Origin of the sequence: Cognatiluteimonas telluris (assembly GCF_011320095.1) — a bacterium.
In the GTDB taxonomy this organism is placed as follows: domain Bacteria; phylum Pseudomonadota; class Gammaproteobacteria; order Xanthomonadales; family Xanthomonadaceae; genus Cognatiluteimonas; species Cognatiluteimonas telluris.
In genome coordinates this window covers 1-22,921 of record NZ_JAANOY010000029.1, presented here as the reverse complement: position 1 = coordinate 22,921, position 22,921 = coordinate 1, and the positions used below count along the sequence as shown (strand labels likewise).

24 protein-coding genes are annotated in these 22,921 nt (G+C 69.7%); 15 read left to right on the top strand and 9 right to left on the bottom strand.

The genetic code is table 11. The features are described from left to right. From G7B67_RS11270 to G7B67_RS11255, 5 genes are all read right to left on the bottom strand, one after another. On the bottom strand, positions 1-548 hold a 548-nt coding region (locus G7B67_RS11270), incomplete at its 3' end, for a protein-disulfide reductase DsbD domain-containing protein (RefSeq protein WP_279303999.1). Next, a complete protein-coding gene (gene cutA / locus G7B67_RS11265; protein ID WP_166212398.1) occupies positions 544-882 on the bottom strand; it encodes a divalent-cation tolerance protein CutA in 339 nt (112 codons plus the stop codon). The genes G7B67_RS11270 and cutA, both read right to left, overlap by 5 nt. Positions 883-891: 9 nt before the next feature. Beyond that, positions 892-1,353: a helix-turn-helix transcriptional regulator gene (locus G7B67_RS11260; protein ID WP_166212395.1), complete on the bottom strand. Its 462-nt coding sequence runs from the start codon at positions 1,351-1,353 to the stop codon at positions 892-894. Positions 1,354-1,532: 179 nt separating this feature from the next. Next, positions 1,533-1,655: a hypothetical protein gene (locus G7B67_RS13535; RefSeq protein WP_279303998.1), complete on the bottom strand. Its 123-nt coding sequence runs from the start codon at positions 1,653-1,655 to the stop codon at positions 1,533-1,535. Between the two features lie 202 nt (positions 1,656-1,857). Next, complete coding sequence (locus G7B67_RS11255; protein ID WP_166212392.1) at positions 1,858-2,403, bottom strand: RDD family protein; 546 nt, start codon at positions 2,401-2,403, stop codon at positions 1,858-1,860. A 46-nt stretch (positions 2,404-2,449) separates the two neighbouring features. Between G7B67_RS11255 and xerD the strand changes: the two genes are divergently transcribed. The 3 genes from xerD to purL all read left to right on the top strand — a co-directional run bounded on the left by xerD (position 2,450) and on the right by purL (position 8,524). Continuing rightward, positions 2,450-3,403 carry a site-specific tyrosine recombinase XerD gene (gene xerD / locus G7B67_RS11250; protein WP_166212389.1) on the top strand — a complete coding sequence of 318 codons (954 nt, stop codon included), beginning with the start codon at positions 2,450-2,452 and terminating at the stop codon, positions 3,401-3,403. A gap of 117 nt (positions 3,404-3,520) precedes the next feature. Continuing rightward, positions 3,521-4,339 carry a DsbC family protein gene (locus G7B67_RS11245; RefSeq protein ID WP_166212386.1) on the top strand — a complete coding sequence of 273 codons (819 nt, stop codon included), beginning with the start codon at positions 3,521-3,523 and terminating at the stop codon, positions 4,337-4,339. 99 nt (positions 4,340-4,438) lie between these two features. After that, complete coding sequence (gene purL, locus G7B67_RS11240; protein ID WP_166212383.1) at positions 4,439-8,524, top strand: phosphoribosylformylglycinamidine synthase; 4,086 nt, start codon at positions 4,439-4,441, stop codon at positions 8,522-8,524. 366 nt (positions 8,525-8,890) lie between these two features. Here purL and G7B67_RS11235 read toward each other — a convergent pair whose 3' ends face one another. Continuing rightward, entirely contained in the window at positions 8,891-9,742 is an 852-nt protein-coding gene (locus tag G7B67_RS11235) for a right-handed parallel beta-helix repeat-containing protein (RefSeq protein ID WP_166212380.1), read from the bottom strand. Positions 9,743-9,826: 84 nt separating this feature from the next. Continuing rightward, positions 9,827-10,633 (bottom strand): sulfotransferase, encoded by an 807-nt coding sequence (locus G7B67_RS11230; protein WP_166212377.1) that lies wholly within the window; start codon positions 10,631-10,633, stop codon positions 9,827-9,829. 88 nt (positions 10,634-10,721) lie between these two features. Between G7B67_RS11230 and G7B67_RS11225 the strand changes: the two genes are divergently transcribed. Together G7B67_RS11225 and G7B67_RS11220 are read left to right on the top strand one after the other, a co-directional pair. Then, positions 10,722-11,456: a sulfotransferase family protein gene (locus G7B67_RS11225; RefSeq protein WP_166212374.1), complete on the top strand. Its 735-nt coding sequence runs from the start codon at positions 10,722-10,724 to the stop codon at positions 11,454-11,456. Further along, the gene (locus tag G7B67_RS11220; RefSeq protein WP_166212371.1) at positions 11,453-12,340 is read left to right on the top strand and encodes a glycosyltransferase family 2 protein; all 888 of its coding nucleotides are present in this window, start codon (positions 11,453-11,455) and stop codon (positions 12,338-12,340) included. The genes G7B67_RS11225 and G7B67_RS11220 overlap by 4 nt, the downstream gene beginning before the upstream one ends. Positions 12,341-12,527: 187 nt before the next feature. Here G7B67_RS11220 and G7B67_RS11215 read toward each other — a convergent pair whose 3' ends face one another. Next, complete coding sequence (locus G7B67_RS11215; protein WP_166212368.1) at positions 12,528-13,397, bottom strand: right-handed parallel beta-helix repeat-containing protein; 870 nt, start codon at positions 13,395-13,397, stop codon at positions 12,528-12,530. Positions 13,398-13,503: 106 nt separating this feature from the next. Next, positions 13,504-13,824 (bottom strand): hypothetical protein, encoded by a 321-nt coding sequence (locus G7B67_RS11210; protein WP_166212365.1) that lies wholly within the window; start codon positions 13,822-13,824, stop codon positions 13,504-13,506. 376 nt (positions 13,825-14,200) lie between these two features. On the opposite strand from G7B67_RS11210, the gene gspE reads away from it, so the two are divergent. The 10 genes from gspE to G7B67_RS11160 all read left to right on the top strand — a co-directional run. Then, complete coding sequence (gene gspE, locus G7B67_RS11205; protein WP_166212409.1) at positions 14,201-15,907, top strand: type II secretion system ATPase GspE; 1,707 nt, start codon at positions 14,201-14,203, stop codon at positions 15,905-15,907. A gap of 4 nt (positions 15,908-15,911) precedes the next feature. Next, entirely contained in the window at positions 15,912-17,129 is a 1,218-nt protein-coding gene (xpsF, locus tag G7B67_RS11200; protein ID WP_166212362.1) for a type II secretion system protein XpsF, read from the top strand. 107 nt (positions 17,130-17,236) lie between these two features. Then, positions 17,237-17,671 (top strand): type II secretion system major pseudopilin GspG, encoded by a 435-nt coding sequence (gspG, locus tag G7B67_RS11195; protein WP_166212360.1) that lies wholly within the window; start codon positions 17,237-17,239, stop codon positions 17,669-17,671. Positions 17,672-17,748: 77 nt separating this feature from the next. Beyond that, the gene (xpsH, locus tag G7B67_RS11190) at positions 17,749-18,234 is read left to right on the top strand and encodes a type II secretion system protein XpsH (protein ID WP_243412346.1); all 486 of its coding nucleotides are present in this window, start codon (positions 17,749-17,751) and stop codon (positions 18,232-18,234) included. Between the two features lie 110 nt (positions 18,235-18,344). After that, positions 18,345-18,818 (top strand): type II secretion system protein XpsI, encoded by a 474-nt coding sequence (gene xpsI, locus G7B67_RS11185; RefSeq protein ID WP_425482440.1) that lies wholly within the window; start codon positions 18,345-18,347, stop codon positions 18,816-18,818. A 137-nt stretch (positions 18,819-18,955) separates the two neighbouring features. After that, the gene (locus G7B67_RS11180) at positions 18,956-19,606 is read left to right on the top strand and encodes a prepilin-type N-terminal cleavage/methylation domain-containing protein (protein ID WP_243412347.1); all 651 of its coding nucleotides are present in this window, start codon (positions 18,956-18,958) and stop codon (positions 19,604-19,606) included. 41 nt (positions 19,607-19,647) lie between these two features. Next, entirely contained in the window at positions 19,648-20,463 is an 816-nt protein-coding gene (locus G7B67_RS11175) for a type II secretion system minor pseudopilin (protein WP_166212401.1), read from the top strand. Beyond that, entirely contained in the window at positions 20,460-21,611 is a 1,152-nt protein-coding gene (locus G7B67_RS11170) for a PilN domain-containing protein (RefSeq protein WP_166212354.1), read from the top strand. The genes G7B67_RS11175 and G7B67_RS11170 overlap by 4 nt, the downstream gene beginning before the upstream one ends. Continuing rightward, the gene (gspM, locus tag G7B67_RS11165) at positions 21,608-22,282 is read left to right on the top strand and encodes a type II secretion system protein GspM (protein ID WP_166212351.1); all 675 of its coding nucleotides are present in this window, start codon (positions 21,608-21,610) and stop codon (positions 22,280-22,282) included. Before G7B67_RS11170 ends, gspM begins: the two co-directional genes overlap by 4 nt. Continuing rightward, a partial coding sequence (locus tag G7B67_RS11160) for a general secretion pathway protein GspN (protein ID WP_166212348.1) occupies positions 22,272-22,921 on the top strand: 650 nt, incomplete at its 3' end. The genes gspM and G7B67_RS11160, both read left to right, overlap by 11 nt.

Sequence of the window (22,921 nt, the reverse complement as noted above, 5' to 3'; positions counted from 1 at the left end):
CCGCCATGGTACCAGCCGCCGCCGGCCAGCGCCCGGCCCAGCGCCGCCAGGCCATCGGCGGCCGGTGCGATGGCGGCGGCCGACGCGGTGGACGCCGCGTCCGGCGTGGCCGGCAAGGCCACGTTCAAGGTGCGCGTCTGTGGCGGATAGCACACCCCCAGGTCCGCGCAGCCCTGGTACTTCACCTTCAGCGTCGCGGTGGGCGCGGTGGCCTTACCCGGCAGTCGCGCGACGACCTGGTCGCGGTAGGTCTGCACGTCGCCGAAGAATTCATCGTGGTGGCGCGCGCCCGGTGGCAGTTGCAGCGCGCCGGCGTCGAAGCCGTCGAGCGCCTGCACGTGGATGCGTTCGCGATAAAGATAATAGCCGGGCGCGATCTTCCAATGCAGCGCGATGCCGCCGTCCGGCGAGGCACTGGCGCTGAGCGCGAAGGCCTGGTCGACCGGCAGCAGGTCCGATTCGTCGACCGCCCATGCCGGTGCCGCCGCGCAGGCGCAGAGCAGCAGGACCGCCAGCAGGCGGTGCAGGAATGACCGCATCGACTCAATCTCCCGAGGTCGCCGGGGCTCCGGCGACGGATTCTTCGATCCACGACAGGTAGGCGGCCAGGCCGCCGGCGACTTCGACCGCCACCAATTCCGGCAGTTCATAGGGATGCAGCGCGGTCAGCCGCGCGCCGAGCGCGTCGACCCGGTCGCGGGTGGTCTTGATCAGCAAAAGGACCTCGTCGTCGCACTGGATGCCACCCTGCCAGCGGTAGACCGAGCGCAACCCGGGCAGCACGTTGACGCAGGCGGCCAGGCGTTCATCGACCAGCGCGTCGGCGATGCGGCGGGCGGCGGCCGCATCCGGGCAGGTGCAGAGGCAGACGAAGGCGGTCATCGCGACAGGCTAGGCGAGCGAGGGCTCGGTGTCGCTGCGGCGGGCGCGGGAGCGTGGCGCTGGCAACCCGGCGGCTTGCGCAGAGAGCTCGCGCGAGCGGCCGGTGCGCTGGGATGCGAGTTGCTCGACGATCTCCACCAGCGAAATCCGCGACTGCGGCGAGGCGTCGCGGAAGGCGTGCAGCAGGCGCAGTTCGATCGGTTCCTCGACCAGCAGCGCCTGCGCGGTGGGAACGTCGTCCAGGCGCGCTTCGGCGCACATCGCCATCGTCCCGCGACCGGTCACCAGCCATTCGAACTGCACGCGCGTGGCGGTGGCGATGTCGCGCAGGTGGGAGACGCTCGGGTTCTTGGCCTGTGCCGATTCCCAGTGGCTCACGGCGCTGCGCTGCACCTGCACGGCTTCGGCCAGCTGTGCCTGCGACAGCCCGGCATGGCGCCGTGCCAGGCGGATCCGCGATTGCTGCGTCATCAAGCCTCCCTCCCCGGAGACCCCGGCGTGGCGAAGTCGCCTGCCCGCGCGGGAATGGGCCGGATGTTACCAATTTTCACGTCGTGAGCGGAATTCAACACAAGTTGTCCGCTATTGGTAGCCGACTGGACGGCAAGCCTGCGCCAGTCCTCGCTCTGCGACTGGCATGTTACCGACATTCACCTGCCCGCGGCCTCCACGCGCTTTTCACCTGCAGCGGTTTTCGCAATGCTTGCCGCGCCGACAGGGACGTTGGCCTTTACCAGCGAAACGAACGGATTTTTTTCGGCGACCTGCACCATGGATGGTGCACCGGCTGGCGGCTTCACACCCCTGTGTCGCCGGCCGGACCGCTCATGCAGGATCAGGGCCCGCATTGCGGGCCCTGTTTTTTTCCGTCCGCCCTCATCCCGGGGCCTGACTGCAGCGTCGATGCCGCTCTTGCGGCGAGCGGTGGCCTGGCGCCAGGCGCGCTCCCATCAACGCGGCGCGCCCCCCCCCGCATCAGGCTGACCGTGCCGGGCGCCGCATGCGCGTGCCGCTCAGGCGGTCATGCCAGGCCAGGTGGTCGCGATCCACCCACGCCCACCAGAACCCGATCCCACCCAGCAGCAACGATACCGTGCCCACCGCATAACGCAGCAGCAGCGCGCGCACCGGCGCCGGGCCGCCATCGGCGACGGTCACCCGCAGCCGCCACGGCCGCATGCCGAGCGTGCGCCCGCCACGGCGCCAGCTGACCACGGCGTAGGCCCCGGTCAGGCTCCAGCAGACCAGCCACAACAGCCACTGCCAGGCACTGAACGGGGCGATGTTCTGGCGCAACGGGTGTCCCGCGGCATAGACCAGCGTGAAGGCGGTCGAGGCCAGCATCCACAGCGCGACCGCGGGGAAGAAATCGTAGACCAGTGCCAGCAGCCGCCAACCGATGAGCGCGCGCGCCGGTGCCCAGGCGCCGGGATCGATCGACGACGGAGCGTCCGGTGCCGTCGCGGGCGAGTTCGGCGCGGGGGAGGCGGAAGGCGGGGTGTCGATGGTCGGCGCGGGCATCCAATCAGGATAGCCGCGCACGGCGGCCGTCGCTAAAGTCGGTGTGATGCCCTCGCTCACCCCCGCGCAACGCCGCCAGCGCGCCATCGCATTGCCGCCGCTGCGCGATGCCGATTCGCTGGCGATCGAAGGCTTCCTGGATGCGCAGTGGGCGGAGTCGGGCGTTGCCCGGCAGACAACCGCCGGTTATCGCCGCGACCTGCAGGGATTCGCGCGCTGGCGCGACGGCGCCGGTGGCGGCCTGGCCGAGGCCGACCGCGCGGCGCTGTTCGATTACCTGGCCTGGCGCGCCCGCGACGGGTATTCGGCGCGCAGCAACGCGCGGCTGCTGACCGCATTGCGGGCGTTCTTTGCCTGGCGACTGCGCCGCGGCGAGCGGACCGATGATCCCACCGCGCTGCTCGATCCGCCGCGGCTGCCGCGCTCGCTGCCCAAGGCGCTGGCCGAAGCCGAGATCGAAGGCCTGCTGGCGGCGCCGGACGTCGACACCCCGGCGGGATTGCGCGACCGCGCGATGCTCGAGCTGATGTATGCCGCCGGCCTGCGCGTGAGCGAACTGGTCGCGCTGCCGGCGACCGCGGTCAACCTGCGCCAGGGCGTGCTGCGGGTGCTGGGCAAGGGTGGCAAGGAGCGGCTGGTGCCATTGGGCGAGGAAGCCCAGCACTGGCTCGAGCGCTACCTGGCGCAGGCGCGGCCGGCGCTGGCGGCCGGGCGTACCCCGGCCTGGCTGTTCCTCAACCCGGGCGGGCAGGTCCTCAGCCGCCAGCAATTCTGGCAACTGGTGAAGCGCCATGGTGCCGCGGCCGCGATCGACCCCCACCGGATCAGCCCGCACGTGCTGCGCCACAGCTTCGCCACCCACCTGCTCAACCACGGCGCCGACCTGCGCGCGCTGCAGATGCTGCTCGGCCACAGTTCGCTGTCGACCACCCAGGTCTACACCCTGGTCGCCCGCGAGCACCTCAAGCGCCTGCACGCACGGCACCACCCACGCGGCTGAAAGCGCCCAAATCGCCGACCAATGCACAGGGCCGCCCACGCGCTGCGTGCGACAATCCGGGAACCCAATGGCGCCCGTGCCGGTCACACGCGTCCGGCACCCAGCCCAGGAATCCCCATGAAACGCTCGCTCCTCGTCCTGCTCGGCGCCGTCAGCCTCTCGGCGTGTGCCCAGTCCAGTCCGCCGGCCACGGCCGCCAGGCCTGCTGCGGCGCCCGCCACGACAGCCGTCGCCGACGCCGGCGCAGAAGCCCGGGTGCGTGCCGCGCTGCATGCGGTCAATCCCACGATCGACATCGATCAGGTCGGCCCGGCGCCAATCGAGGGCTTCCAGGAAGCCATCGTCGCCGGCCAGCCGATCTATGTCAGCAATGACGGCCGCTACCTGATGCAGGGCTCGCTGTACGACATCGCCAATCGCACGAACCTGGGCGAGGCGAGCATGGCGAAGGTCCGCGCGCGGCTGTTGAAGTCCATCCCGGTCAGCGACCGGATCGTGTTCGCACCGGCCAATCCCAAGTACACCGTCACCGTTTTCACCGATGTCGAATGCGGCTACTGCCGCAAGCTGCACAGCCAGATCGCCGACTACAACCGGCAGGGGATCGAGGTCCAGTACATGGCCTATCCGCGCATGGGCCTGGGCAGCGACGACTTCCGGAAGATGGTGTCCGTGTGGTGCGCCCAGGACCCGCGGAAGGCCCTGACCGATGCCAAGAACGACCGGCCGGTGCCCGCGCGCGACTGCAAGAATCCGGTGACCATGGAATACAAGCTGGGCCAGCGCGTCGGGCTGACCGGGACGCCGATGATCCTGGCCAGCGACGGTACCCAGCTGGGTGGCTACATCCCGCCCGAACAGTTGCGCGCCGAGCTGGACAAGATGGCGGCCGGTGGCGCCAAGCCGGCACCGAGCACCGCCACCGGTTCGATGTAATCGTTTGGCGCGCGGCCGGCGCGCGCCCGCGCCGGGCCTCGCGGGCCGGCGCCTGGACTCCGTTACAATAACGGGCCGTTTTCCACGGTTCCGCCGCACATGATCGTGCTCGAGGGCCTGCCGGCCCTGTCGCAGTTCCGCCGCGCGCGGCTCGAATCCCGCCTGCAGTCCGTCCATCCGGCTGCACGCCTGCTCCACGCCAGGTTCGCCTATTGGGTCGAACCCGCCAATGGAGTTGGCGCGCCCTCCATCGCCGCGCGCGCGACGCTGGAGCGCATCCTGCAGGTCACCCCGTCGGCGTCGGATGCCGGCGATGGCGCCACCACGCTCTACGTCGTCCCGCGCACCGGCACGATCTCGCCCTGGTCAAGCAAGGCCACCGAACTGCTGCACGGCGCGCGCCTGCCGATCCGGCGGGTCGAGCGCGGCACCCGGATCGACGTCGCCGGCTGGCCCGGTGATGCCGCGACGCAGGCCGCACTGGCTGCACTGCTGCACGACCCGATGACGCAGTCGTTGCTTGATGCCGCACAGGCGGCGGCGCTGCGCTTCGACGCGCCGGCACGCGGTGCGCTCGAGCGCATCCCGCTGCCGCAGCTGGATGCCGCCAACGCGCGCCTGGGCCTGGCCCTGGCCGAAGACGAAATCGCCTACCTGCGCGAGCGCTTCGGCGCCCTCGGCCGCGATCCGTCGGACGTCGAACTGATGATGTTCGCGCAAGCCAATTCGGAGCATTGCCGGCACAAGATCTTCAACGCCTCCTGGAGCATCGACGGCCGCGAACAGCTGCAGCCCAACGGCCAGCCGGTGTCGTTGTTCAGGATGATCAAGCACACCCATGCGCAGACGCCGGAGTTCACGCTGTCGGCGTACAGCGACAACGCGGCGGTGGTCGAAGGCTATCCGACGCGACGTTTCCGCCCGGATCCGCACAGCCACGAATACCGCGCGGAGGCCTCGGCACCGGGCGCGTTCTGCATCAAGGTCGAAACCCACAACCACCCGACCGCGATCGCACCGTTCCCGGGCGCCTCCACCGGCGCCGGCGGCGAGATCCGCGACGAGGGCGCGACCGGTCGTGGCGCGCGCCCGAAGGCGGGGCTCGCCGGTTTCAGCGTCTCGCACCTGCGCATCCCCACGCTCGCGCAGCCGTGGGAAGTGCACGACGGCGCGCCGCGACCGCTCAATCCGCGCATGGCGCCGGCGCTGGAGATCATGCTCGATGGGCCGCTGGGCGCGGCGGCGTTCAACAACGAATTCGGGCGTCCCAACCTCACCGGCTATTTCCGCAGCTTCGAGCTGGCCGAAGGCGATGGCCTGGCGCGCGCCTATGACAAGCCGATCATGCTCGCCGGTGGGCTGGGCGCGATCGACCGGCCGATGGTCGCCAAGCGTCCGTTGCAACCCGGCGACGCGGTGATCGTGCTCGGTGGCCCCGCGATGCTGATCGGGCTCGGCGGCGGCGCCGCCAGTTCGGTCGCCTCGGGCGACAGCGCGGCCGAACTCGACTTCGCCTCGGTGCAGCGCGACAACCCGGAAATGGAGCGCCGCTGCCAGGAAGTCATCGACCGCTGCGTGGCGTTGGCCGAACACAACCCGATCGCGTCGATCCATGACGTCGGCGCCGGCGGCCTTTCCAATGCGATCCCCGAACTGCTGCACGACTCCGGCGTCGGTGGCGTGATCGACCTCGATCTTGTGCCCAGCGACGATCCTTCGCTGTCGCCGTTGCAGTTGTGGTGCAACGAATCGCAGGAGCGTTACGTGCTGGGCATCGCGCAGGAGCGCGTGGCCGAGTTCGCTGCGCTGTGCCTGCGCGAGCGCTGCCCGTTCGCGGTGGTCGGCACGGCGACGGCCGAGCAACGCCTCGTCGTCGGCTATGGCGCGTTGTCCCTTCTCCCTCCGGGAGAAGGTGCTCCAGGCGGGCTACCGCCTGGAGCCGATGAGGGTGTGCAGCACGACGGAATGCGTGGCGCCACGGACCCTCACCCCAACCCCTCTCCCGCGGGGAGAGGGGCTGATGACATGGCGATCGACCTGCCCATGGACCTGCTCTTCGGCAAGCCGCCGAAGATGCATCGCGATACCGCGCATCCGCCGGCACCGCGCTGGCCCGAGTTGTCGACCGCGTCGCTGGACCTGCGCGAAGCCGGCCTGCGCGTGCTCGCGCATCCGACCGTCGCCTCCAAGTCCTTCCTGGTCACGATCGGGGACCGCACCGTCGGCGGGCTGACCGCGCGCGACCAGATGGTCGGGCCGTGGCAGCTTCCCGTGGCCGATTGCGCGATCACGCTTTCGGGATTCGAAGGCGACCACGGCGAAGCGATGGCCATCGGCGAACGCACGCCGCTGGCGCTGCTGGATCCAGCCGCCGCCGCGCGCATGGCGGTGGGCGAGGCGATCACCAACCTGTGCGCGGCGCCGGTGGAAGCGCTGGAGCGCATCAAGCTGTCCGCCAACTGGATGGCCGCGGCCGGGCATCCGGGTGAGGACGCGCGCCTGTTCGATGCTGTCAGGGCGGTCGGCATGGCGCTGTGCCCGGCGCTGGACCTGAGCATCCCGGTCGGCAAGGACTCGCTGTCGATGCAGGCGCAGTGGCATGGCGCCGGCGACGCCAACATCGCCGGCGGCGTCGCGCAGAAATCCGTCTCGCCGGTGTCGCTGATCGTCACCGCATTCGCGCCGGTCACCGACGTGCGCGAGCAACTCACGCCGCTGCTCGCGCGCGAGGTCGAATCGGAGTTGTGGCTGATTGGCCTTGGCGCAGGCAAGCAGCGCCTGGGCGGATCGATCCTCGCCCAGTGCCATCCGCAGGCCGGTCGGGTCGGCGCGTTGCCCGCATTTGCCGGCGACGGCGCCGGCTTCGGCGTGCCGGACCTGGACGACCCGCAACGCCTGCGCGCGTTCTTCGAGCTGATCCGCGACGCGCGCGAAGACAAGCTGCTGCTCGCCTACCACGACCGCTCCGACGGCGGTGCGTTCGCGAGCCTGTGCGAAATGGCGTTCTGCTCGCACATGGGCCTGGAGATCAACCTCGACGGCTGGGGCGAGGATCCGTTCCGCACCCTGTTCGCCGAAGAGCTCGGCGCCGTGGTGCAGATCGACTGCGCCGATCGCGCCGCGTTCGCCGACCTGGTCGAGCGCCATGGCCTGATCGATTGCGCGCAGCGCATCGCACGGCCGACGCGCTCGCCGCAGGTGCGCGTGCGCTGCGACGGCGACACCCTGGTCGAGTGGCGCTGGGAGGAACTATTCGACGCCTGGTGGTCGGTGACGCACGCGATGCAGCGCCTGCGCGACAACCCGGAGTGCGCCGACGCCGAACGCGATGCCGCGCGCCGCTTCGACGCGCCGGGCCTGAAGCCGCAACTGGCGTTCGATCCGGCCGAGGACATCGCCGCGCCCTACATCAACACCGGCGTCCGGCCCAAGGTCGCGATCCTGCGCGAGCAGGGCGTCAACAGCCAGATCGAAACCGCGGTCGCCTTCGATCGCGCCGGGTTCGCCGCCGTCGACGTCCACATGAGCGACCTGGTCGCCGGTCGCGCGCGACTGCAGGATTTCACCGGCTTCGTCGCCTGCGGCGGCTTCAGCTACGGCGACGTGCTCGGCGCCGGGCGCGGCTGGGCGACGTCGGTGCTCGAACGCCCGGAGCTGCGCGCGGCCTTCGCGGAGTTCTTCGCCCGCGGCGACAGCTTCGCGCTGGGCATCTGCAACGGCTGCCAGATGCTGTCGCAGCTCACCGACATCATTCCCGGCGCGGGTCACTGGCCGCGGTTCCTGCGCAACCGCAGCGAGCAGTACGAAGCGCGGCTGGCGTTGCTCGAAGTCGTCGAATCGCCATCGCTGTTCCTGCAGGGCATGGCCGGTTCGCGGATCCCGGTCGCGGTTGCGCATGGCGAGGGCCGCGCGGAGTTCGCTTCGCCCGGCATGGCCGACGGTGCGCGCGTCGCACTGCGCTACGTCGACGGCGACGGTGCTCCGGCAACCGGCTATCCGATGAATCCCAATGGCTCGCACGACGCCATTGCCGGGCTCACCACCGACGACGGCCGCGTCACCATCCTGATGCCGCATCCCGAACGCACCCTGCGCGTGACCAACTACAGCTGGGCGCCGCGCGACTGGTCGGGCGATTCGCCGTGGCTGCGGATGTTCCGCAATGCCCGGGTTCGGGTGAGGTGAGATGCCTCGCCGCCACGGCCACTGTCACGGCCACGGCGCGGGGCTACTGACAATCCGAAGCGTTCCGCTGGCGCTTGCGGGATCCCCCCCGGTGGCCGTGGCCGGCGGCGGCTTCGGGAATCGTCGCCCACCCGTCGGGTCACGTAGCCCGGCGCGGTTTTGCCCGGGGACGCGTGCCGGCGCCGATGGCCGGCCCCACGCCGCCAGGCTCGAAACCGAAGTGGCGCGAGCTGCGCGGCTTGCTGCCACGCGTGGCAGGACTCGCTCACGGGCCCGCAAGAATGGCCCTGCTGGCCGGTCAATCGGGCACGGCGACAAGCCGGAAACGATCCGCTGGCCGCCGTGGCCGTGGCGACTGCCCGCTATCTAGAGGCTGTTGCCGTCATCACGGCAACCAACGATGGATGTCGTGAAGCCATAGACGAAGTTGTCCCTGGCAGTCGAATCGGAGGAAGTGCAGCGAAGTCCAATGCTGGATACCAGGCTGGTTCCGACCACCACGTTGTTGTAAACCGATACGTTGACCGCCGACAGGTTGTAGATCCCATAGGACGTGCTCGTCGCTGGGACCAGTCCCCGCACCCGGTTCCCGGCAACGACGCCACCGAAATTGCTGTCGGTGTAGATGCCGTACGCCGTATTGGCCGTTGCCATGCCGCTGACGGTGTTGTCGAGGACATCGACGTTTCCGTAAGTCCAGATGCCTATGCCTTGGGCCCCCGGGGCACCGCCGGTATCGACCACCTGGTTGCGCTGGATGAGCGAACCATCGCCTGCGACGACCAGGCCGTTGTAGGTGTTTCCGTCGAATCGATTGTCCTGGACCACGTTTCCGCCGGTCGTGCCCGTCAGGGCTATCCCATTGCGGAAGCCACGGATGTTGCAGTGGCGCACGGTGGTATTGACCCGGTTCTCGGCCGCGATTCCGATGGTCGCGGTGGAAGCGCCGGCGGCGGTACCGCCCACCTTGTAGTTGTTGCAGTCGATGGTGACGTTGTTTGTCGCCACGGTGATCGCATTGCCCGATGCCATCGAGGTCGCCAGGTCATGGCGCAGGCACCAGGTGCCCTGTGTGCTGACCGAAGCAGGGAGCGAATCGATGAAGCCTGTGCAGTTGTCGAAACTCTCCGCGGCGCGCACCGGCAATGCGGTGGTTGAACCGAGTAATGCGATGGCCAGCGGGGCAATCCCCGACAGGCCCTTGACGAGGTTATTCATGTTCCGGCTTCCCCAATGCGGCGATGGCCGCAGGTCCCTTCGTCAACGGGAAATCCGGACGCCCGCGGCCACGACGGCCGCGGTTCAGCCGTAGCCAAGTGAGTGCGCGAAGGCCAGGTCACGGGGATCGAATGCATCCAGCGGCGTGGTGGGGTCGCGCCGGCGCTGGATTGCTTCGATGCCCAGGTCGATCGACGCCGCCAGTGCCGGATCGAATGCGAGAAACGCGAGCAGCGGCGCCAGGTGCCGGCCGGGGTCGCTGCAAAGGGCGTCATAGTCCAACCAGTACATCCGGCGTGGATTGGCCGCCAGCAATGCCTGCATGCGTTGGTGGACATGGCACCAGTACGCCAGTGAGCGTGCTGGCGTCACCGGCCCGTCCTCACCCAGCACCTGCTTGCCCCATAGCTTGAGCTGGTTCTGGTTGCGCCCGTACGCCATGTCAATGCCGTTGCGGACGACATGGACGTACCGCAGTGTCGGCAGGCGCTGCCAGATGCGCTCGATGAGCAGGTGGGTATTGGGTTCCTTCCAGCCCCAGCGGCCTGCCGTCGGCGGGCGGTTGGCCGCGGCCAGCAGCGACTGCGCGCTGGCCCGCAGGCGCGCGGCGGGATGGTTGGGGCGATCGGCGATGGCGAGTTCGAACACGCGGGCGGCCACGTCCTCGGCTAGCGGGGCACCGCCGCGCAGCCCGGCCACCAGCGCGCCGAGCAATGCATCGAATTCGGCTTCGTCGACAGCCAGCACGCCCGGCCGCTTGAACAGCAGCGTGAACCAGAGGTTGTCATTGGCGACGTTCAGGTCGTCGCCAATGAAGACCCCCAGCGTGCGCAGCAGCCCGGCGACCAGGCGTGTTCCGCTGCCGCCCACGCCACCGATGGCGATCGGCACGGAATCACCTGTTTGCGATGGCAACGATGGGCTGGTCAATGGCAAGGGTCCACGTCGACAATGCGGAAACCAGGTGAATGGAGCGGTGATGAGTTTAGCCAGCACAGCGTCGCCCGCGAAGGCGCCCGGGATCGTCATCCTGGGCATGCACCGCAGCGGCACCAGCTGCCTGACGGGAAGCCTGCAGCAATGCGGCCTGTACCTGGGCCAGGTACATGAATGGAATCCCCACAATCGCAAGGGCAACCGGGAGAGCCAACGCATCACCGCGCTCAACGACGCCGTGCTCGATGCAAGCGGGGGACGGTGGGACGAGCCGCCGGCGACGCTGCGATGGACGCCGGCCCACGCGGCCGAACGCGATGACATCATCGCCCGGCTGCAAGGCGATGCGCCGGGGCCCTGGGGCTTCAAGGACCCGCGCACGGTGCTCACGTTGCCGTTCTGGCAGGGCGGGTCGGCGGACGTGCGCCTGGTGGGGACGTATCGACATCCCTGGCGGGTGGCGCGCTCACTGCATGCACGCGGCGGCATGCCTTTCGACCAGGGACTCGAATTGTGGCGGCAGTACAATGCCCGCCTGCTCGACTATCGCCGGCACCACCGCTTTCCGCTGTTGTCGTTCGATCTTCCCGATGGCGAATACCGTGCGGCCGTGGCGCGCCTGGCGTCCGCGCTCGGGCTGGAGCCCGGCCTCCCGGCGACGGGCGAGGGGTTCTTCGAGCCAGGCCTGCGCACGGCTGGCCAGGAAACCGACGGGCCAGCGTTGCCGCCGTCGGTCGCTGCGGTGCTGGAACGCCTCGAGCAGGAGGCCGGATCGTGACCGCACCAGCCCTGAGCATCATCGTCGTGTTCCATGACATGCGGCGCGAAGCCGCACGGACCCTCCATACACTGGCCACCGGCTACCAGCGCGGCGTCCAGTCCGGCGACTACGAAGTACTGGCGGTCGACAGCAACTCAAGGCAGCCGCTGTCGCCGACGGACGTCGCCGCTTTCGGGCCGCAGTTCCGCCACATGGCGTTCACGTCGCCATGGCCCTCGCCCTGCGCCGCCGTCAACCACGCGGTGTCGGCCTCGCGCGCGGAAAACGTGATGGTCTGCATCGATGGCGCGCGCATGTTGTCGCCAAGGGTCGTTCACTACGCATTGGCCGCGCTGCGCCTGTCGGCGCACCCGTTCGTCTACACGCTCGGCATGCACCTGGGCCACAAGCCGCAGAACGAGTCGATCGAGGATGGCTATTGCCAGTCGGTCGAGGACCGGTTGCTGGAAACGATCGACTGGCGCGGCGATGGCTATCGCCTGTTCGACATCTCCAGCGTCGCGCTTTCATCCGGCAGCGGCTACCTCTCCAGGCTTTCGGAAAGCAACTGCTTCGCGTTGCGCCGCGCCGACTTCATCGCCCTGGGCGGGCTGGACGAACGCTTCACCAGCCCCGGTGGGGGGCTGGTCAACCTGGACTTTTTCAACATCGCGCACGAGCACCAGGGCATGCAGCCGGTGATGCTGCTGGGCGAGGCGACGTTCCACCAGTTCCATGGCGGGGTGGCCACCAACGTGCCGCGCCGCGAGCACCCCTGGCCGCGGATGGCGGCCGAATACGCGGCCATCCGCGGCAAGCCCTTCGCCAGTGCCCATCGCACGCCCGACTACCTGGGCTGGATGTCGCCGCTCTACCACGGCAGGTTGCTGGGCGGCCAATAGGCGCCAGCGAGGTGCGGGGCGCCGTCGTGGCCGGCGGTCGCCCCGGGGGAGGTTGCACCTTGATTGCCGCATCGGCGTCGGCATCGCCTTCCGCCCGGCCTCGGGCCAAGGCGCGACGCCAGTCGATACGCCCAGGCCCCGCTCCATGCATCCCGCGGATCTGGTTCTCCCAGCCCCGCGCGCTGCGTCAAAGGCTGTTGCCGTCGTCGCGGCAACCCTCGATCGGGGTTGCGAAACCACTGATCATGTTGCCCATCGCCCGGGAGTCGCTGCCCTCGCAGTACAGTCCATCGCCGATGCCCGGACCGACCAGGGTGTTGTCCTTGATGCCGAGCATGGACGGCGCGAAGTTGTACATCCCGAATGCCACCCCCGCGCCGCTTGGCACCAGGCCGCGGACGCGGTTGCCCGCGATCGAACCACCGGTGTTGTAAGCGGTATAGATTCCATAGGCGATCGCGTCGCCTGCGTCCGGCTGCGGGTACACGCCGCTGATGGTGTTGTCGACGATGTCGGTGGCGGAATAGATCATCATCCCGAACGCCTGGCCGGTGAGGTGGGAGGAACCGCCGGTGTCGTTGATGCTGTTGCGGCGGATCACGGAATTGTCCCCCCACACGATCATTCCCGCATATGTGTTGCCATCGAACCGATTGTCTTCGATGACGGTTCCGGCGCTGGGAGGCTGGATGTTGATGCCATCGAAAAATCCGCGGATGTTGCAATGGCGAACCGTGGTGTTGAGCCTGCCGATGGCGTAGATGGCAAAGGTCGAGGTTCCCGTCCCGGCGGCTGTCCCGCCGATCTTGAAATCATTGCAGTCGATGGTCACGTTGCTGGTGGCGATCGTGATGGCGTAGCCACTGCTGATGCTGGTGGCCAGGTCATGCCGCAGGCACCAGGTGCCCTGCCTGGTGATCGTCGCCGGCAGCGAATCGATGAAGCCGGTGCAGTTGTCGTAGCTCTGTGCCGCGACGGCGGGCGTTGGCACGGTGGTGCCGATCAATGCGACAGCCAGCAGCAGTGCGCCGGTCGCGGCGCGCAGGAACGAAGTCATGGGATTGCCTTGGGAGTAGTCGCGCGATGGCGCCTGAGCAGGGTGGATCAACCAGGACGACCCTCCGACCGTGCGCAAGGATCGTGCCGTGGTGGAGTACGGGAGTTCAGCGGACCTGGAACACGACCGTCCGCTGCGGCTTGCCATTGATCGCCAGTTCGATGCGATACGCGCCCGGTAGCCAGCCATCGGGCTTGCTCAGGCTGATCACGGTATGCGCGGTGCCCGGATGGCCAACGTGCAGCCCGTAATCCGACAGCACCAAGTTGCCGGGCGCGATCCACCTGGCGTAGAGCGAGTAGGACGCGGCCGAGCCGGACGTATCCACCTGGGCATACACGGTGTCGCTCCGCCCGAAGGTGCTGGCCAGCGGCCCGATCGTTCCGGCGTCGGCGTCGCCATGGCTGCTCAGGCGTACGGCGGTCACCGTCGCGTCCACCGGGGTGGTGTCGCGTTGGGGTTTGGCAAGTCCCGGCGCGCGGGGTCCGGACCCGTCATGCGACGGTCCTGCCATGCGTGGCTGGGAGGGCGCGACCGGGGAGGCGCCGGGATGCGCAACCCGCGCCGTCGGGTCGACGGGCGCGGCGGCCTGCTTTTGGCACGCCGATGCGGCGCAGAGCACGACGGCCAGGACGAGGGTGGCGCGCAGCAGGGGTCGATTGGCCATGGGTGTCCCGATGGGTGGAGGCGGTGGTGGAGTGCGAAGCGGTGGATGGTAACCGTCGAGCCCGCCCTTGCAGGGTGCCTGCTAAAGTCGGCGCCCTGAACGCGGAGGCATCGTGAGCGAAATCGGGCAGGACAGCATGGCCGCGGCGGGCACGGTCGAACCCGATGCGGATGAAGCCATCATCGCCGCGTTGTTGGGCAAGGGGCGCCTGAAGGACGCCGACCTCGCGCGGGCGCGCAGGCTGCAGGAAGAAACCGGCGGCAGCCTGGTGGGGCTGCTGGCGCGCCTGGGGCTGGTGTCCGAACGCGACCACGCCGAGACCGCGGCCGCGGTGCTGGGGCTGCCGCTGGTCAGCGCCAAGGACGCGCCCGAACTGCCGCCGGAAAACGTGCTGCTGTCGGTGAAGTTCATGAAGCAGTTCCATGTCGTGCCGCTGGCCGAAAACGCCGAGGGCGTCGAGCTGCTGGTCGCCGACCCGCAGGACACCTACGCGCAGGACGCGGTGCGGCTGGCGACCGGGGGCGAGGTGTTGCCGCGGGTGGCCCTGCGCTCGGAAATCGACGACCTGATCGAACGCTGGCACGGCCAGGGCCGCAGCGCGATGGGCGCGATCGTGGAGACCGCCGAGGGCGAATCGGGCGACATCGACGACGTCGAACACCTGCGCGACCTCGCCTCCGAAGCGCCGGTGATCCGGCTGGTGAACCTGATCATCCAGCGCGCGGTCGAGCTGCGCGCGTCGGACATCCACATCGAGCCGTTCGAGAACCGGCTCAAGGTCCGCTACCGCATCGACGGCGTGCTGGAGGAGGGCGAAAGCCCGCCGCAGAACCTCACCGCCGCGGTGATCAGCCGCATCAAGATCATGGCCAAGTTGAACATCGCCGAGCGCCGCCTGCCGCAGGACGGCCGCATCATGCTGCGTGTGCAGGGCAAGGAGCTCGACCTGCGCGTGTCGACGGTGCCGACCGCGCACGGCGAGAGCGTGGTGATGCGACTGCTCGATCGCGAGACGGTGGTGTTCGACTTCGAGCGGCTTGGCTTCACGAACCACTTTTTGCCGCAGTTCCAGAAGGTGCTGGAGCAGCCGCACGGCATCCTGCTGGTCACCGGCCCGACCGGCTCGGGCAAGACCACCACGCTGTACACCGCGTTGTCCAAGCTCAACACGCCCGACGTCAAGATCATCACCGTCGAGGATCCGGTCGAATACCAGATCGAAGGCATCAACCAGATCCAGGCCAAGCCGCAGATCGGGCTGGACTTCGCGCATGCGCTGCGCAGCATCGTGCGCCAGGATCCGGACATCATCATGATCGGCGAGATGCGCGACCTGGAAACCGCGCGCATCGCGATCCAGTCCGCGCTGACCGGCCACCTGGTGCTGTCGACGCTGCACACCAACAACGCCGCCGGCGGCATCACCCGCATGCTCGACATGGGGGTCGAGGATTACCTGCTGACGTCGACCATCAACGGCATCCTCGCCCAGCGCCTGGTGCGCAGGCTGGAGCCGACGCATGCCGAGCGCTACCCGGCATCCCCGGAGGAAATCGAGAAATTCGCGTTGCGCCGCTACCAGCCCGAGGGCGAGATCTTCCTGTTCCGCCCGCGCGGCTCGGCGATCGCGCCGACCGGCTACCAGGGCCGCACCACGATCATGGAGTTCATGGTCATGAATGATGAGCTCCGCCGCGCCGTCATGCGCCACGCCGGCATGGGCGAACTCGAGCAGCTCGCCCGCAACGCCGGCATGCGCACCATGTACGAGGACGGCATCGTCAAGGCGCTCGCGGGGGTGACCACCATCGAGGAAGTGCTGCGCGTCACCGAGGACGCCTGACCCCATGCCGCTGTACCGCTACAAGGCGCTCAACACCCGCGGCGAGACGCTCGATGGCCAGATGGAGGCCGCCAGCGATGCCGAGGTAGTGCTGCGGCTGCAGGAGCAGGGGCACCTGCCGATCGAGGCGCGGTTGGCCAGCGAAGGCGGCGGGGAATCGGCGTGGCGGGCGTTGTTCAAGCCCAAGGCCTTCGCCGGCGAGCGGCTGGTGCAGTTCACCCAGCAGCTGGCGACGCTGCTCGGCGCCGGGCAGCCGCTCGACCGGGCATTGACGATCCTGCTGGAGTTGCCGGAGGACGATGCCGCCAGGCGCACGCTAACCGATGTCCGCGATGCGGTGCGCAGCGGCACCGCGCTGTCGACCGCGCTGGAGCGCCAGCACGGTACGTTCTCGCGCTTGTACATCAACATGGTGCGCGCCGGTGAGGCCGGCGGCTCGATGCACGAAACGCTGGCGCGGCTGGCCGATTACCTGGAGCGCAGCCGGGCGATGCGCGGGCGGGTCATCAACGCGCTGATCTATCCGGCGATCCTGCTGGTCATGGTCGGGCTGTCGATGCTGTTTTTGCTCGGTTTCGTGGTGCCGCAGTTCGCGGCGATGTACGACAGCCTCGACGCGCCGCTGCCGTGGTTCACGAAGATCGTGCTCGGCGTCGGCATGCTGGTGCGCACCTGGTGGATCGTGTTGCTGGTGGTGCCGGCGCTGGGGCTGTGGTGGCTGGACCGCAAGCGGCGCGACCCGGTGTTCCGCGCGCGCTTCGACGAGTGGATCCTGCTGCAGAAGTTCGCCGGGCCGCTGGTCGCCAAGATCGAGACCGCGCGCCTGGCGCGCACCCTCGGCACGCTGTTGAGGAACGGCGTGCCGCTGCTCACCGCGCTGGCCATCGGCCGCAACGTGCTGGGCAATCGCGCGCTGGCCGACAACGTCGAGGCGGCCGCGGACGACGTCAAGAACGGCATCGGCCTGTCGGCGGCGCTGGCCAAAGGCAAGCGCTTCCCGCGGCTGGCGCTGCAGATGATCCAGGTCGGCGAGGAATCCGGCGCGTTGGACACGATGCTGCTGCGCACCGCCGACACCTTCGAGCAGGAGACCTCGCTGGCGATGGATCGCATGCTGGCCGCGCTGGTGCCGGCGGTGACCCTGCTGCTGGCCGGCGTGGTCGGGGTGGTGATCCTGGCGGTACTGACCCCGATCTACGACCTGACCAACGTGATCGGCTGAACCGGCCCGCGCGGGACGCCATCACGACGGGTGAAGGCGCGGCAACGGAACTTTCCGCCCCTTCGGCCACAATAGACGGTTTCGAACATCGCCCAAGGACTCCCTCCATGCGCAGCCAACGTTCCTTCCGCCGCCCGCCGCGGCGTGCCGCCCAGGGCGGTTTCAGCCTGATCGAGATCATCCTGGTGGTGGTGCTGATCGGCGGCATCGTCGCCTTCGCCGCCACCCGCATCCTCGGCGGCGGCGATCGCGCCAAGGCCAACCTGGCCAAGGCGCAGGTGCAGACGATGGCCGAGAAGATCCAGCAGTTCGAGATGGACACCGGCAACCTGCCGGGCTCGCTCGACGACCTGGTGACCGAGCCGGGCAATGCGAGCGGCTGGCTCGGCCCCTACGCCAAGCCGGCCGAACTGAAGGATCCCTGGAACCATCCGTTCGAATACACGGTGCCCGGTGACGGCCAGCCGTTCGACCTGGTCTGCCTGGGCAAGGACGGCAAGCCCGGCGGCAGCAGCGTCGATGCGGACATCAAGTACCAGTAACGAATCCTTCGGCCGTGGCCGGCAACAGCAATCGGCGTGCGGATGACGAGGGCCGTGTCGACGGCGCGGACAACGTCGTGGCCCGGAGATCGTCGCAGCGAGGCTTCACCCTGCTCGAGATCATCCTGGTGATGGCGATCATCGCGCTGGCCAGCGTGCTGGCGGCCGCCGCGATGGGCGGGGGCTTCCGCGGCATGCAGCTCAAGGCCAGCGCGCGCCAGATCGGCTCCAACCTGCGTTACACGCGAGCGCAGGCGATCGCCACCGGCCAACCGCAGCGTTTCACCATCGATCCGGCCGCGCACACGTGGCAGGCGCCCAAGCAGCACCATGGGCGGATCCCGGAGAAGCTCGCGATCGACTTCATCGGCGCGCGCGAGGCGCAGGCCGATCGCCGGCAGTCGCGCGAAGGTGCGATCGAATTCTTCCCCGATGGCGCCTCCACCGGTGGCCGAATCCGCCTGTCGGCGGGCAAGGCGGCGTGGGACGTGGACGTCGGCTGGCTGACCGGGCAGGTCGAAGAGCGGGCGGTGGACCTGAGCCAGGGCGGGAGCGACCGATGACCACGGCGATGCATCCACGTCGTCCGGGACATGGGTGCGGCGTCGGCGCGCCTGCGCTTGAGGCGGGTGTCGTCGGCGATCGGCACCGCCATCGGGCGGCGTCGCGCGCGATCGCTGCCGGCAGCGCCCCGGCGACCGCATGCAGGTGGCGCAGTGCCGGCCCCCGATGCCACGCGCGCGGCTACACCCTGATCGAAGTCATCGTCGCCTTCGCGCTGCTGGCGCTGGCGCTGACGCTGCTCCTGGGCAGCCTGTCCAACGCCGCGCGCCAGGTGCACTGGGCCGACGGCGCCGGCCGCGCGACGCTGCATGCGCAGTCGCTGCTCGACCAGGTCGGGGTCGGTGAACCGTTGCAGGCCGGCACCCGCCAAGGCAGCTTCGACAACGAGCGCTACCACTGGACGCTGGCGATCAACCCCTACATCGACCCGGGCACGCACAGGATCGCGGCGACGGCCGATGGCGCGCAGCTGTTCCAGGTCGACCTGGCGATCGAATGGGGCGCATCGGCCGCGCAGCACCTGGACGTGCACACGCTGCGGCTAAGCCGTTCCGACACAGTGCAGTCGATTCCGGGCATATGAGCACGCGCGTTCGGCCGTCAGGTTCCACCGCTCCGTCGCAACAGGACGTGTGCGCGTCGGCGTCGCAGTGGGCGTGTGGATCGCTGGTGCGGTTTCGCGGCGCGCGCACGCCGCGCGCGCGATGCCTGCGCAACGACCTGCCGTCGCACGCCAGCCGCGGCTTCACCCTGATCGAAGTCCTGCTCGCCACCGCGCTGCTGGCCGCGGCGCTGGCGCTGGGCTTCGCCACCTTGAGTTCGGCCACCGCGATCGTGCGTCGCGGCGAGCAGCTCTCGCAACGCAACGAGCGCATGCGCGCAGCGGCCAACTTCCTGCGCGTGCGGATTTCCTCCGCGCGCGCGATCGGCTTTTCGACCGATCCGCAAACCGGCGCGCCGATCCGCTTCATCGGCGAGCCCGACCGCATCCGCTTCGTCGCCGACCTGCCCGATTACCTGGGCCGGGGCGGGCCGTTCCTGCACGACATCCGGGCGGTGAAGGCTGCCGACGGCAGCGTGGCGCTGCAGGTGGTGTTCACCCAGGTGCAGAACGCGGCGCAGGTGGCCGACTCCTCGCCGCACGCCCCCGAAGCGCTGGCCACGGGCCTGGCGGACGTGCAGTTCCGCTACCGGGCGCTCGACGCCAGCGGCGCGCTCGGCGACTGGCAGCCGCGCTGGACCGCCGTCGACCGACTGCCGTTGCAGGTCTCGGTGCGCATCACCCGCGCCGACAAGGTCGCCTGGCCGGAGCTGGTCATCGCGCTGCCGGCCGCCAGTGGCGTGGCCGATACCGCCCAGGCGCTGCCGTGACCGCGCGCCTGCACGCGCGCGGCGCGGCACTGCTGCTGGTGATGTGGCTGGTGGCGTTGCTGGCGTCGCTGATCGGCGCCTTCGCACTCAGCGCGCGGATCGAGCGCCTGCAGGAGCGCGTGCTCAGCCGCGGCGCGATCGCCGACCAGGCCGCGCGCGCCGGCATCGAGTGGGCGCTGGTGCGGGTCGATGACGCCGATCCCAGGCGCCACTGGATCCCGGACGGCCGTGTCTACCACTGGAGTTACGCCGGGATACCGATCGAGGTACGCGTCACCGACGAGCAGGGCAAGGTCGACATCAACTCCGCCGACCCCGGGCTGCTGGCCGCGCTGTTGCGCGCGTTGCAGGTCGAACCCGACCAGGCGCAGCGGCTGGCGTCGGCGATCGTCGACTGGCGCGACAACGACTCGCTCACCCAGCCCCAGGGGGGTGCCGAGGATCCCGATTACGCATCGGCCGGCCTGCCGTACGGCGCCAAGGACGCACCCTTCGAAACCGTGGCCGAAGTCGAGCAGGTGCTGGGGATGACGCCGGCGGTCTATCGCCGCGTCGCGCCCTACCTGACTGTCTACACCGGCAACGGCACGCCCGATGCCGCGCTCGCGGCGGCGCCGGTGCTCACGGCCATGGGCCTGGACGGGCGCGCGCTGGTGGCGGCGCGCGAAGCGCAACTGCCGGGCGCGGGCACCGGGCTCGTGGCGGGAAACGGCGGCACGTATAGTATCCGCAGCGTCGCACGCCTCCACGAAGGGCGCACGGCGACGATCACGGGCGTCGTGCGCACCGGCGGCAATGGCGCTCCCGGCTCGGCCTATACGACGCTGGACTGGGAACAAGGAACCGCGGCGCAATGATCCTGCGCGACAGCCTGGGCACCTACGGGGCGAAAATCGGACTGGGCGCGGGTGGGCTCTTCGCCTGGTGGCGTGCGTCGCTGGCGTCGTGGCTGCCGCCGCGCTGGCAGGCGTTGTTCGGCTGGGCGCGCGATCGCCTGCTGCTGGCCAGCGACGGCGCCGGGCTGCAGCTGCGGCTGGAGCGCGACGAAGGCATCCTCGACCTGGCGCAGCTGCCGCTGCCCGATCCCGACCTCCCGGGCGATCCGCTGGCCGCGTTGCTCGGGCCGCAGGTCGTCGACCTGCCGCGCTGGCTGCTGCTGCCCGCCGGCAGTGGCCTGCGCCGACGGATGCTGGTGCCCGCCGCGGCGGTCGACCGGCTGCGCGACGTGCTGCGTTTCGAGATCGAGCGGCAGACGCCATTCGAAGCAGGCAACGTCGTCTACGACGCCCGCGTGCTGGGGCGCCGCGCCGACGGCCAGGCCGACATCGAACTGCTCGTCGTTCCCAAGGCCAGCTTCGAGGCGGCACTGGCCACGCTCGGTCCGCTGGCGACGACCCTGGCGGGCGTCGACATTGCCGGCCCGGGCGGCGTGCCGCAGGGCATCAACCTGCTGCCGCCCGCCGCGCGGGTGCGCATCGCCGATCCCTGGCGGGCGTGGAACTGGACGCTGGTGGCGATCGCGCTGCTGGCCATTGCGGCAGGTCTGTGGCAGGTGCTGGAGAACCAGCGCCAAGCCGCGGACGCACTGGAACAGGCCGTCGCCGCGCGCAGCCAGGCCGCGCGCCAGGTCGGTCTGCAACGCCAGCAGCTGCTCGACGCGGTGCAGGGTGCCGCCTTCGTGGACAGCGCCCGGGCCGGCCGCCCCACCAACGTCGAGATCCTCGACGAGTTGAGCCGGCGCCTGCCCGACAACACCTATCTGGAAAAGCTCGCGATCGAGGACACCCGCTTGACGCTGATCGGCTTGAGCAGCGAAGCCTCGGCGCTGGTGCCGCGGCTGGAAGGCTCGCCCTTGTGGACCTCGCCGGCGCTGACCGGGGCGCTGCAACCCGACCCGCGCACGCATCGCGACCGCTTCACCCTGATGGCCGACGTCGCAGTCGAGCCCGGCGCCGGCAGGCAGGCAGAAATGCCCGCTTCGACGACAGCGGAGCCGGCGCCATGACCCCCCGGGCGATCACCGATCGCGATCGCTGGCTTGCCCTCGGGCTGCTGGTGCTGGCGTTATTGCTGGCGTACCTGCTGCTGGTGCATTCGTGGTGGACCGGGCCGATGCTCGACACCCACGCCCGCATCCAGTCCCTGCAGCAGCGCGAACTGCGCCAGCGCATGCAACTGCGCCAGGCGCCGGAGATCACTCGCCAGCTGCAGCAGGTGCGCGCGGCCGAAGCACGGCGCCCGGGTTTCCTGGCCGAAAGCACCACGGAGCTGGCCACCGCCAGCCTGGTGCAGCGGCTGGAATCGGTAGTCGCCGAAGCCAGTCCCGGCAACCGCAGTTGCGCGATCACCAACCGCTCGCCGCTGGAGGACGACACCCAGGCCAAGCTGCGCTTTCGCAAGGTCACCGTGCAGGTGCGCCTGCGCTGTGGCACGCCGGAACTGGCGGGCGTGCTCTACGCGCTGGAGAGCGGCACGCCGCGCCTGTTCGTCGACAATCTCAACGTGCTGGCGCAGCGCTATTTCTTCGCTCCGGGACAGGCTGGCAACCAGGCCGGCGGACTCGACGTGAGTTTCGACCTCTACGGCTACCTGCGCCCGCTGCCGGCCGAGGCGCGGGCCACCACCCCGCGCCGTCCTGCGGCCACCGAACCGGCGGCGGTGACCAATGAGGATTGAGGGCGTCGCCCCGCGGACGTGGGTGCTGGCCACCGTGGCCGGCTGGGCCGTGCTCGCCTGGCTGCTGGCGCTGCTCGGCCTGGGCGGGCACGTCGCGCGCCTTCCCGACGATCCGGCCCTGCTGGCGCGACTGCCAACGCTGGCCGCGCCGACGCCCGCGCGCCTGGGGCCGCTTTCGCAATACAGCCAGATCAGCGCCCGCCCGCTGTTCTCCGAGGATCGTCGCCCGCAGCCGTTCTCGATCAATGCCGAAGGCGACGACAACGCCGCGCCGGCCTTCGACTACGTGCTCACCAGCGTGCTGATCACGCCGACACTGAAGGAAGCGATCGTGCAGCCGACGTCCGGCGGCGATTCGATCCGGGTCAAGCTCGGCGAAGCGCCCGAGGCGCAGCCGGCTTACCGGCTGACGGCGCTCAATCCGCGCAGCGCGGTCTTCGAGGGTCCCGACGGCGAGCATGCGCTCGACCTGCGCGTCTTCGACGGCAATGGCGGCGAGCCCCCGACCGCGGTTTCGGCCAGCGATGCCGGCGCGCCGTCGGCCGCGCCCGGCACCGGACCTGCGAGGCACGCGGTGCCACGGCCGGCGACGCGGCCCCCGGTGGCGACGCCGGTGCCGCCCAAGCCGGCCCCGGAATC

Bases quoted from the DNA above. Each gene is read 5' to 3' on its own strand.
- cutA (WP_166212398.1), bottom strand. From the start codon at position 882: ATGACCGCCTTCGTCTGCCTCTGCACCTGCCCGGATGCGGCCGCCGCC.
- G7B67_RS11260 (WP_166212395.1), bottom strand. From the start codon at position 1,353: ATGACGCAGCAATCGCGGATCCGCCTGGCACGGCGCCATGCCGGGCTG.
- G7B67_RS13535 (WP_279303998.1), bottom strand. From the start codon at position 1,655: ATGGTGCAGGTCGCCGAAAAAAATCCGTTCGTTTCGCTGGTAAAGGCC.
- G7B67_RS11255 (WP_166212392.1), bottom strand. From the start codon at position 2,403: ATGCCCGCGCCGACCATCGACACCCCGCCTTCCGCCTCCCCCGCGCCG.
- xerD (WP_166212389.1), top strand. From the start codon at position 2,450: ATGCCCTCGCTCACCCCCGCGCAACGCCGCCAGCGCGCCATCGCATTG.
- G7B67_RS11245 (WP_166212386.1), top strand. From the start codon at position 3,521: ATGAAACGCTCGCTCCTCGTCCTGCTCGGCGCCGTCAGCCTCTCGGCG.
- purL (WP_166212383.1), top strand. From the start codon at position 4,439: ATGATCGTGCTCGAGGGCCTGCCGGCCCTGTCGCAGTTCCGCCGCGCG.
- G7B67_RS11235 (WP_166212380.1), bottom strand. From the start codon at position 9,742: ATGAATAACCTCGTCAAGGGCCTGTCGGGGATTGCCCCGCTGGCCATC.
- G7B67_RS11225 (WP_166212374.1), top strand. From the start codon at position 10,722: ATGAGTTTAGCCAGCACAGCGTCGCCCGCGAAGGCGCCCGGGATCGTC.
- G7B67_RS11215 (WP_166212368.1), bottom strand. From the start codon at position 13,397: ATGACTTCGTTCCTGCGCGCCGCGACCGGCGCACTGCTGCTGGCTGTC.
- gspE (WP_166212409.1), top strand. From the start codon at position 14,201: ATGGCCGCGGCGGGCACGGTCGAACCCGATGCGGATGAAGCCATCATC.
- xpsF (WP_166212362.1), top strand. From the start codon at position 15,912: ATGCCGCTGTACCGCTACAAGGCGCTCAACACCCGCGGCGAGACGCTC.
- gspG (WP_166212360.1), top strand. From the start codon at position 17,237: ATGCGCAGCCAACGTTCCTTCCGCCGCCCGCCGCGGCGTGCCGCCCAG.
- G7B67_RS11175 (WP_166212401.1), top strand. From the start codon at position 19,648: ATGTGGCTGGTGGCGTTGCTGGCGTCGCTGATCGGCGCCTTCGCACTC.
- G7B67_RS11170 (WP_166212354.1), top strand. From the start codon at position 20,460: ATGATCCTGCGCGACAGCCTGGGCACCTACGGGGCGAAAATCGGACTG.
- gspM (WP_166212351.1), top strand. From the start codon at position 21,608: ATGACCCCCCGGGCGATCACCGATCGCGATCGCTGGCTTGCCCTCGGG.